Below are 10,156 nucleotides of genomic sequence, written 5' to 3'. Positions count from 1 at the left end.
ATGGTACTGCACTCGTGAGGGTGTGGGAGAGTAGGACACCGCCGGACAATCATTCCAGGAAGGGTCACCCGTACAGGGTGACCCTTCCTGCGTTTCTATGCGTCAGGGCCACTCCCGCAGGGGTGGCCCTGACGCATATCCGTACCCGGAAACGCTGGTCCGCGGAGCGCGAACGTCGCGGGGCCCCCGATGGCGTCGCGGGCGTCCATACTCGCTGATGACCTTCGGGAAGGACCGGCGCCTGTGGAACGGACGACCAGCGATCAACAACCCCGGAAGGCGTCGTCAACGGCAACGGTGCGGCGATCCGTCGCGGCCCGGCTGGTGGTGGCCGCGCTGATCCTGTGGGCCGTCCTCGACGTGCTCCGCACGATCCTCGCGGTGGGGCACTACGAGAGCCGGATCGAGGTGGTGACCCACGGCAACGTCGACGTGCTGCCCGCCTGGCTGGCGTACGTGATCGTCAGTGAGCTGATGCCACGCGACGCCGTGACCGTGGCGGCCGACCGTTTGTGGATACTCGGTGCGCTCGTCGCGGCCGCCGCCTTCGTCGCCTGGCTGCACCAGGCGCGGCGCACCGCCGGACGCCTGGGTGGCGCACTGACGTGGGCGCCCGGGTGGGTGGTCGGCGGGTGGTTCCTTCCGGTGGCGAACCTGGTGATCCCGTACCTGGTGGTGCGGGACGTGCGGCGCGCCAGCGGCCCCGCCGCACGGCTGGCTCCGGTGGGCAGGTGGTGGGTGAGCGTTCTCGGGACGGTGTTCCTCTACCTACTCAGCCGCCTGTACGCCGTGGTCACCTCACACGGCGGCAGGCTTCACGAGACGGCTCTGGACACCCGTACGGTGGCCTACCCGCTGTGGACCGCCGGCACGGTGATGGTCGTGGTCACGGCGGTCCTCAGCATCCGGGTAGCGCGGCGGATCAGCGAGGCTCAGGACGGCTTCGGGCCGCAGACGTAGAACGGGCGTCGTAGCGCCACTCCTGAGGGTGTGGGAGAACATGACACCGTCGGACGCCACCAGTGGCTATCCGATCGGGAAGAGGACTGTGTGGTTTCGCGGGCACTGCCAGGAGGCGACACCGTCGACGATCGCCGCGGTAGGAGGATGGGTGTCGCCGGCAGCACACCCGGGCCAGGTGGTGTCGCCCTCGCCGAACTCCTTCTCCTGCAGCAGGTCCGCCAGTTCGACCACGGCCTGCTCGAGGTCGCCGGTCAGAGGCAGGCTGCCGAGGAGACTCTCCCCCGCCTGGCCCCGCAAGCAGTAGCGCACGATCAGGTTGTCGTCGAGGGCGTCCAGGTCCACGTCCAGTGGCTGTACGACGGCACCACGCCGGTCGAAGTCCTGCAAAACCCGGGGCACCGCGCGCTGGTAACACTCCAGCGCGCTGAGCACGAGCTCGTCGTATTCGGCATCCGGCACGAAAGCCAGGCTAGAGGTCAGGGCCCACCAGGCAACACCGTTGAGCGTGGCTCAGGACGGCTTCGGGCCGCAGACGTAGCGGGGCTCCGCGTCGTAGCGCCAGCTGAACTTCTCCCGCTTGACGACCACTCCGTCCTTCTTGATGACCCGGAAGGCGTCCTGGGTGAAGCCGTTGATGCCATTGGCCGGGATGCACGTCGGGCCGGGTTCGAGGTGGATCAGCTTCGGGGTGGTGATGTTGCGACGCGGCCCGTACTCCGTCTTGACGCTGTCGTAGATCTTCGTGCTCCAGATCGACACCGTGATCGTGCTCGACGTGTAGGAGGTGTCGATGAGCAGGCCGTACTGGGTGTTGTTGCGGAACTTGAAGTCCAGGTCCGGCCAGAAGATGGTCGACTCGATGACCGCCGGGTACCGGTCGAACCAGTACGAGTGCGGCTTGTGCTCGACGTCCTCAAGGCCCGCGTAGTAGGTGGCGTTGAAGAGCGTGGTGGTGAACTGCGAGGTCCCGCCGCCGACGCCCGGCACCAGCTTGCCGTCCAGGATCACCGGCGCGTCCCGGTAACCCTGCGCGTAGCCACGCTCACCCGTGTGGCCGTTCAGCGAGAACGTCTTTCCCGGGAGTACGACGGTGCCGTCGACGTCCCTGGCGATCGTGGCGATGTTCTGGCTGCGTGACGAGGCCATGCCCCCGGTGAACCGGGTCGTGAAGGTCGACACCCGTTCCTTGATGCCCAGCCCGGCCAGCTTCTCCGCGGTCAGCTCGGGCGGCGTCGGCTTCAGCTCGCCGGACACCTCGCGGCCGTCCGACTTCGGCAGCACAGCCAGCAGGTCACGGCCGAGGGTGGCGGTGTCCAGCTGCTGCCCGGGCTGCCCGTCGGTGACCTTGGGACGGCCACCGGCAATGGTCATCGTCGCGTCCTTCGGCGGCACCTCGATGGCGGCCAGGTCGTCACCGAGCGCCGTGCGCAGCCGCTTGACGTCCACCGTCGGGGTCAGCAGGCCGGCCTTGTCGGCGGTGAACCGCAGGCTCTTCGCGATGGCTGCGGGCGGGACCGTCACCGAGCCCTTGTTGGTGCGCAGGGTGACCGGTGCGGCGACCGCCGGTTTCGCCAGCTCGGCGACCAGTCGGTCCAACTCCTCGGCGGTGGTCGCCGGGTGGCTCTCCACCAGCGGCACGGTGACCGGGTTGCCGGCCAGCCAGCCGGCGCGGACCGCGTCGGCGGAGCGCTGCGGGTCGAGCGCCAGCCCTGGCTTGGGCTGGACCACCTTGGGCGTGGTGCCCTGATAGGTGATCGCCGGCATGGTCATCCCGCGGGCCTCGTCGCCGAGCGCCTTACGGAGAGCGGCGTCCAGCCGGTCCACGTCGACGGTGACCACCGGGTCGACGCTGCGGGAGCCGACCAGTCGGCTGACCGGGTGCGCGTCGGCCTCGGCTGCTGCCGCGACGGTGGCCGGAACGTCGACGCCCAGCCCCACGTCGGCAGGGTTGATCTCGGCGGTGCGCTGCCCGACGGTGACCCGCAGTGGCGCGGCGAGTGCCGCCGCCCGCCGGTCCAGCTCCGCCCGCAGCTCCCGGTGGGCGTCGGAGCGGCTCCGGCCGCCCAGCTCGGCGCCCAGCACGCTCGTGCCCCGGGGTACGTCTCCGGCGTAGGCCCAGGCGCCGGCACCCGCCACGGCGGCGAGCACGCTGCCGGTGACGCCGGCGGCGAGCAGCATCCGAACCCGGCGCGGGCGGCGTCGGCCGCCCTCCGGCTCGCCGGTGGGCACCGTGACCGACCCCGGTCCGTCGTCCGGCCAGGTGACCGCGGTGACCTGCACGGTGGGCCGGTCGTCGGCGGGTGGACTTTTTTCGCCGTACAGCGTCACTGCAACCTCTATCGCCAGGTGCTGCGGGAGGTCCACCCTCCCGGAGGACACCTACGGTAACGAATGCCCGGCCGCCCTCGTCGCCTGCGCCCACCCGCGCAGCTACCGCGTGTCGTGTCGGCGTGTCGTGCGGGGTCGGGGGCGGTGGCAGCGCGGGGTCGCCGACGTGGCACGGTGGCCCGGTGGACACTGCGGAGCGGGTGTTGGCGTACGGCGGCGGTTGGCTGGACCGGGCAGGGGCGCTGCGGACCGATCCGACCCGGCTGAACGCACTGCTCACCGACCCGACCAGCGTGGTGCTGCCTCTCTGGCGGGACCGCTGTCTCGTCGACGGGGACGGCCCGGTCCGGCTGACGGCGGAACGGGCATCTCTCGTCCGGTCCGCCGCCGGTGAGACCGTCTTCCTGGGGCTCGACGAGGACTCCACCGCCGTGTTCGCCGTGGACCTCTCCGCGCTCACCGAGCAGTCCGCCGTCGAGATGGCCGGTGCGACGCGGGCCGGCGACGTACGGGCCCTGGTCGGGCGGCTCGCCCCGGACGCCGCCGCGATCCAGGCGTACGCGCGGGGGTTGCTGCACTGGCACCGGCAGCAGCGGTACTGCGGCACATGCGGTGCACCGGCCGTCTCCGGTGGCGGCGGGCACGTCCGGACCTGCACCGGCGGGGAGTGTGGGCGACCCCTGTTCCCCCGGATCGAACCGGCGATCATCGTGCTGGTGGTGGCGCCCGACCAACCAGGTGTACCGGAGCGCTGCCTGCTGGCGCGGCACGAGGGCGCGCGCGAGGACGCGTACTCGACGCTCGCCGGCTTCGTCGAGGTGGGCGAGAGCCTGGAGGACGCGGTCCGGCGGGAGATGGCCGAGGAGGCAGGCATCACCGTGACCGACCTGGCGTACCAGGGGTCGCAGGCGTGGCCGTTCCCGGCCGGGCTGATGGTGGGCTTCCGGGCCACCGCCGGGTCCGAGGAGGTACGCGTCGACGGCGTGGAGCTGCTGGAGGCGCGCTGGTTCACCCGGGCGGAGCTGCGGGAGCGGGTCGCCGCGGGTCGTCCGCTCGGTCGGGTGGACTCGATCGATCATCAACTGCTCGGCGAGTGGCTCGCGGAGGGTTGACGGCGGTCAGCCCGGCCCGGGGGCGACGGCCGGATCCGTGGACGCCAGCGCCGTACGTCGCCGACGAGCGGTCACCGCCATGATCAGAGTGGCGACCACGGCCGTGCCGAGGGCCGCGAGGAGGAGACCGGGGACGGTGCGGGGTCGGACCGTCGCCGCGACGGTCACGAGGCCGGCCGCACCCACCCACAGCGGTGCGGCCGCCCAGCGTACGCCGGCCGCGAGGCGGTCGTTGAGCAGCACGAACGCCACCGCGTAGAGCGCACCGACCGCGGCGAAGAGCGGCGCGTACCGGCCGAGGTGGGTGTAGTCGGGGCCGCCGGCGAGGCGGAAGGCCAGCCCACCGGCGAGCGTCGACGCGAGCACCAGAACCAGGCCGCAACCGCCGGTCACCGCGAGCGCCACCGTGCGACTGCGGCGGTCGCCCCGCGCCAGACGCGGCAGGGCCAGGACGGCGGCGACCTGCGGCGCCCACAGCGCACCCTTGCTCAACACCGTGCCCACCGAGTACGCCCCTGCCCCTGATGGGGAAAGCAGTTGACGGGCGAGGAACAGATCGGCGTAGGAGATGACGAGCATCGCCAGGGTCGCGCCGCAGCCGGCGACCACCTGGGCGGCGGTCAGCCGTGGCACGGCTGGCGCGGTGGACGGGCGTCCAGGTGCACGGGTGAGCCGGGCCAGTACCGGCGGCGCGAGCGCGGCGGTCAGCGCGCCGGCGACGAGTGAGCCAGAAAGTCCCGCGTCGAGCAGCAGCCCCACCACCACCCCTCCGTAGCGGCCTGCGGCGAGGAGCGACATCCCGGCGGCGAGTCGCAGGAAGCGCTGGCTGCCCTGCAACTCCCCGAGTGAGCGGGAGGAGAGCACGACCGCCGCCGTGGTGACCGCCAGCAGCGTGGGCACCTCGACCGGGAGGTCCAGCGCGGCGACCAGCAGTGGAGTCGCCAGGATCAGCGTTCCCGCGCACACGGCGGCGGTCACCGCGGTGAGTCGCCGGGTGTCGGACGACCCGTGCCGGGCGTGGTGCACGGCGACGGCCAGTTGCAGACCGAGGCCGGGCACGCCGGCGATGGCCACCAGACCGAGGGCGGTGGCGAGCGCGCTGAGGTCGGCCGGGTCGAGCCGCCGGGCAGCCAGCACCGGCACCAGGTAGGCCAGGCCGTTGACGAGGACGCCGGCCAGGGTGACGGCGGTCCCCGCCACGCCCAGGCCGATGTCGCGTCCCCCCGTCCGCTCCGAACGGGCCGGTCGCCGAGGGCTCACGTGATCTGGGAGAGGTTCGGAACGTGTCCGTCGACCGGACCCGACGACGCCGCGTCCGGCGTCCGCTGCTCCGGCACTACGGGAGCCGCCGACTCTGCCGACTGCGCCGTGTCGGCCGGACCGCCCGAAGTCGGCGCGGGCCGGCGTACGGGTCGTCGCCGGGCGGCTGTGGAGAGCCAGAGAGCACCCAGGGCGACGACGATCGCGAGCTGCGAGAAGGCGTCGGTGTGCCGTTGCTCCGAACCGAGGTAGAGCCACCCGGCAAGCAGGACGAGGGCGCCGGGGAGCCATGTCTCGACGGCGCGGCTGATCATCCTGGCCCGCCGTGGGTCCGCCGTCCAGGGCAGGCGGCGCGGGCCGGGTACGGCCAGCATGAACCCCGCCGCGACCAGCAGGCCGCCGATGAGGCCGCTCGACAGCACCAGCGCGGCGGCACCAACGGCCAGCAGTGGCAGGGAGCGGGTGACCCGGCGCCGGCCGCGTGGCGCGGCGGTCGACGGGGTGGACCCGGCGGGCTGTCGGGCGGGCAGCACCGCGAGGAGGAGCACTGCCGCCAGCAGGATGCTGCCGATCAGCAGAGCCGCCCGGTACGTCGCGTCCGGGGTGAAGCGCAGCACCACCTCCCCGGACATGCCCGCGGGGAGAACCCAGCCCTGCTGCCAGCCGTCCACCACCACCGGCTTCAGCGTCCGTCCGCCGATGGTCGCCTGCCAACCGGTGTTGGTGTTCTCCCGAACGGCGAGCACCCGGTCGACGGCGTGCTCGTCCACCCGTACCCGTCGTTCGGTGGCAGCCCAGGATTCGACCTCGATGGCGCTGGGAGCCGCCGTGGCCGGCGTCGACGTCTGTGGCACCAGCGCGACCTGGGTGGGTGATGCCAGCGCGCTCGGTGTGGCGACCAGGCGATGCTCGCCACGGCCCAGCTTCAGCTGTCGGGGCGTGTCCCGGCCACAGGGGGTGACCGGCATTTCCCGCAGCTCCAGCAGGTCGCGCAGCGTGCCGCGGAGCGCGGTGGTCACCCGGGCCCCTCCGACCTCCAGCGTCGGGCCCGATCCGCAGGCCAACGTCAGCGGCGCGTCGAGGGGTGGCCGAACCGAGGGTGCGCCCGGCAGCACGGTCACCTCGCCGACCGCGACTGGCAACGACTCCGGCAGCCGCAGCCCGTACGGGTCGGTGCTGGAGGCGGACGGCTTGTCGAGGAACTGGATGGTGACCTCGTCGGTCCGCATCGGTGGGTCCAGGGTGAGCACGCCGTCGTCGCCCAGCAGGCTACTTCGGAAACCGTCGTCGCCGACCACCCGGACGCTGCCCAGCCGGGTGGCGGCGGCCGCCTGGTCGACAGAGAAGCGGAGCCCGTTGATGACCCGCGGCTTGAGCCACTTGAGGCGCAGGATCGGAGCCTCGTCGTTGATCGCCGGCGACCAGCTCGTGGTCGGGTCCCCGTCGAGCACCGCGCCGGGCCGGCCAGTCGGGTCGGAGACGGCCGTTGTGGAGGCGCTGACCTGCGGTGCGAGGCGCAGCGACTGGGCGTCGGTGACCAGCTCGTCGAGCGCCGCGTCCAGGGATGGGCCGGGCGTCGGCCGCGCCCACAGCGTGGGGGCGTACGCCCCATCGGCGGGCAGGGTGAGCGTCCGGTCGATGGTGGACCCGTCCTCAGAGCCGCGGACGGCGTCGTTGGAGCAGCGGGGCTTTCCGTCGACGGAGAAGCAGGCCGGTGTGGTGGGGGCCGCCGACACGACGACGGTCGCCGGCCGATTGGTGGCCGGCGCGGCGGGAAGTTGGAGCGTACGGCTGGTCCGGATGCCGGGGATGCTGATCTCGGCGATGCCCACCGTCCCAGCGCCAAGCGGGCGGAGGCCGAACGCGTCGTCGATCGAGATCTCCACCTCGCGGGTGGCGTGGACACCGGGCAGTTCGAAGACCATGTGGTCGGTGAACTGCTCGATGGTCCGGCTCTCGTAGCCGGCCGTGACGGTCACCGCCGTCGGCAGGGAGTCGGCCTTCAGGTCGAACCGGACTTCCACCCGGGTGACCCGCGTCGGGTTCGCGAGGCCCACCTTGATCCACTGCTGATTGCTGGGCGAGTGCGGCGCGGACTGCCAGGAGGTTGCCGGGTTGCCGTCCATCGCGGCGTACGGCTGGTACTCGGGGCGGGCGCCACCGGGGGCGTCCACCTGCGAGCGCGCGGTCGACGCGCGGATCGTGCTGATGCCCTCGAAACGGGCGACGGTGGACTGCTCCGCCCCCCACTCGGGCAGGTAGTCGTGCGCGGGTGCCGACGCCTCGAAGGTGTCTTCGGCGGTGAGGGTCTGGGAGGCGTTGTCGCGCAGCCGGCCGAACGACACGTCCCGCTTGCGGAGCCCGTCGGTCATGGCGACCGGCCCGGTGACGTCCCCGGCCGGCGCGTCGCCCGCCAGGATCGTGGGCGCCGCGCTCAGTTGGCCCGCCTCGGCGAGGTCGAGGAGTGACTCGGGGCCGCCCACGACGGTGGTCACGTCGGCACGGTCGTAGGCGACCACCGGCTCGACAGGCCGGTCGACCTGGTAGACCTCCAGCGCCCGTACGGGTACGTCGAGCCCCTGGTCGCGGAACTCGTCGGGGGCCGACGGTCCGCCGCGTAACGGGCCGAAGCTGGTGACGCGGGTCAGTCCCGGTGAGCGTTCCAATGCCTGGCGGACCACCGCCGGGCGGGCCGTGTCGGAGCGGCCGTGGTCGAGGTCGGCGCGGAACAGGACGTGGCTGATCCCGGAGCGGGCGAGCAGGTCGGCCAGGCCGGTGGAGCCGGAGCCGGTGGCGAGCGTCGACTCGATCGCGTCCAGGAGCCGGATCGTGGTGGGCGGGGTGAAGGGGATGGCGTTGCGTACCGCCCACCGGCTGTCCAGCAGCGGCTGGGTGATCTCGTCGGTGGTGCTACCCCAGTCATACGAGGGGAAGCGTGCCCCGGGGACGACGAGCACGCGCCCCCGCCCCGTGTTCGCGTCGAGCCAGTCGGCGGCCTCGTGCCAGTAGCCGGGCACCTCCTTGACGCTGCCCGGCGTGGCGAGTCCGCCGGCGAACGCAGGCGAAGCGACCGCCGCGACCGCGGCCATGGCCGCTCCGGCCGTGACCCAGGCTCGTGCGACGGTTCTTGGGCGGTGGCGCGCGGGCGCGGTGCGCGCCGCGCGGACGACCAGGCCGATCAGGTGCGCCAAACCGAGCGCCAGCGGCAGGCGGAGCAGGACATCGAACTTGTGCACGTTGCGTAGCGGAGCGCCGGCACCGTCGAGGAACTCCTGCTGCGGCCCGGCGAGGATGTTCGGCAGGTCGCCGACGTGCCCGAGACCGACGAGCGCGCAGCCGAGCACCAGCCCGGTGACCAGGAACCGGCGGTGCGGCATCCCGCGCCGGGACAACCCGAGGACACCGAGGGCGGCGACCGTCAGGGTGGCGGCGACCAGCAGCGCCTCGTTGGCGAGCCGCGCGCCCGCCGGGAGGGTCGATCCGAACGGGTTGCCCAGGTAGGCGACCCAGTAGGAGGCGCCGCGGAGCGTGGTCACCGCGTCGGTGACGCTGGTGGTGTTCCGGGCGGTCTCGATGTAGTCCAGGAAGGGTGGGCTGTACCGCCCGAGGATCAGCAGCGGAACCAACCACCACGCCGTGGCCAGGGCGACCGCGCCGCACCAGGCGGCGATGGCGGTGACGCGGCGGCGTACGGGCTGCAGGGTGGCGAGCCAGAGGAGGGCGAGTGGCACCACCGCGAACACGGCTGTGGCGTTGACTCCGCCAGCGCAGGCGACGGCGACGGCCGATCCGGCGATGGCACGCCGCAGCGGCGTGCCGCGGGCGAGGCCCACCAGCGGGATGAGCACCCAGGGGGCGATGGCGCTCGGCCAGGACTCCACCGAGGCCCAGCCGAGCTGGGTGAGGATCCGGGGTGACAGCGCGAAGGCAACACCGGCGATCATGCGGCCGGCGGGCGTGCCGATGCCGAGCCGGCCGGTCAGCCGCACCACGCCTAGGTACGCGACACAGAAGAGAAGTGCCCACCACAGCCGCTGGACCACCCACGGCGCGAGGCCAGCTTCCGTCCCCAGAAGGAAGAACGGGCCCATCGGCCAGAGATATCCGTACGCCTGGTTCTGGAGCTGCCCGAAGGTGCCGGTGGGGTCCCACAGGTGCAGCGATCGGAGCAGCCACCCGGCCGGATTGATGCTCAGATCCACCTTGGTGTCCGGGACGATCTGCCCCGGGGCCTGCTGGAAGGCGAGGGCGGTGAGCGCGATGCAGATGGTCAGGTGCCGGAACCGCCGGGCCGTACGCCGGGTACGACTGGATCCCGGAGCAGCACCATCGGTGACGTCTGCACGCATTTCGGCTCCTGTCTGCGCCGGCCGGACGCGCACCGGCAACCGACGACTGTCGCGCGACGTTATCCGGACCGGGCACGGACGGGCGACCTGGGGCACTGCGGTGGCGTTATCGGGAGAACGGCCGTCCCCACGGCGTGTAAGCGT

5 protein-coding genes and 1 pseudogene are annotated in these 10,156 nt (G+C 72.6%); 2 read left to right on the top strand and 4 right to left on the bottom strand.

The genetic code is table 11. The features are described 5' to 3' along the window. Positions 1–297 precede the first annotated feature (297 nt). Positions 298–960, top strand: a complete 663-nt coding sequence (locus tag ABZV00_RS27095; RefSeq protein ID WP_355610916.1) for a DUF4328 domain-containing protein — start codon at positions 298–300, stop codon at positions 958–960. A gap of 66 nt (positions 961–1,026) precedes the next feature. Here the strand turns inward: ABZV00_RS27095 and ABZV00_RS27090 are convergent, their stop codons facing one another. After that, on the bottom strand, positions 1,027–1,422 hold the full coding sequence (locus ABZV00_RS27090) for a hypothetical protein (RefSeq protein ID WP_355610913.1): 396 nt from the start codon (positions 1,420–1,422) through the stop codon (positions 1,027–1,029). Between the two features lie 51 nt (positions 1,423–1,473). After that, the gene (locus ABZV00_RS27085) at positions 1,474–3,291 is read right to left on the bottom strand and encodes a VanW family protein (RefSeq protein WP_328421448.1); all 1,818 of its coding nucleotides are present in this window, start codon (positions 3,289–3,291) and stop codon (positions 1,474–1,476) included. 182 nt (positions 3,292–3,473) lie between these two features. Here ABZV00_RS27085 and nudC point away from each other — a divergent pair, with 182 nt between their 5' ends. Then, positions 3,474–4,403, top strand: coding sequence for an NAD(+) diphosphatase (nudC, locus tag ABZV00_RS27080; protein ID WP_355610909.1), 930 nt, complete (start codon positions 3,474–3,476; stop codon positions 4,401–4,403). Here nudC and ABZV00_RS27075 read toward each other — a convergent pair. Continuing rightward, positions 4,370–5,663: pseudogene (locus tag ABZV00_RS27075) on the bottom strand (polysaccharide biosynthesis protein). The gene nudC and the pseudogene ABZV00_RS27075 sit on opposite strands and share 34 nt — an antisense overlap. Beyond that, positions 5,660–10,012, bottom strand: coding sequence for an alpha-(1->3)-arabinofuranosyltransferase (locus ABZV00_RS27070; RefSeq protein WP_355610906.1), 4,353 nt, complete (start codon positions 10,010–10,012; stop codon positions 5,660–5,662). Before ABZV00_RS27070 ends, ABZV00_RS27075 begins: the two are co-directional and overlap by 4 nt. Between the last annotated feature and the right edge of the window lie 144 nt (positions 10,013–10,156).

The organism is Micromonospora sp. NPDC005173 (genome assembly GCF_040608515.1).
Lineage (GTDB): Bacteria > Actinomycetota > Actinomycetes > Mycobacteriales > Micromonosporaceae > Micromonospora.
Note: the sequence above shows the minus strand (reverse complement) of the source record. Positions and strands in the feature narration are given on the sequence as shown.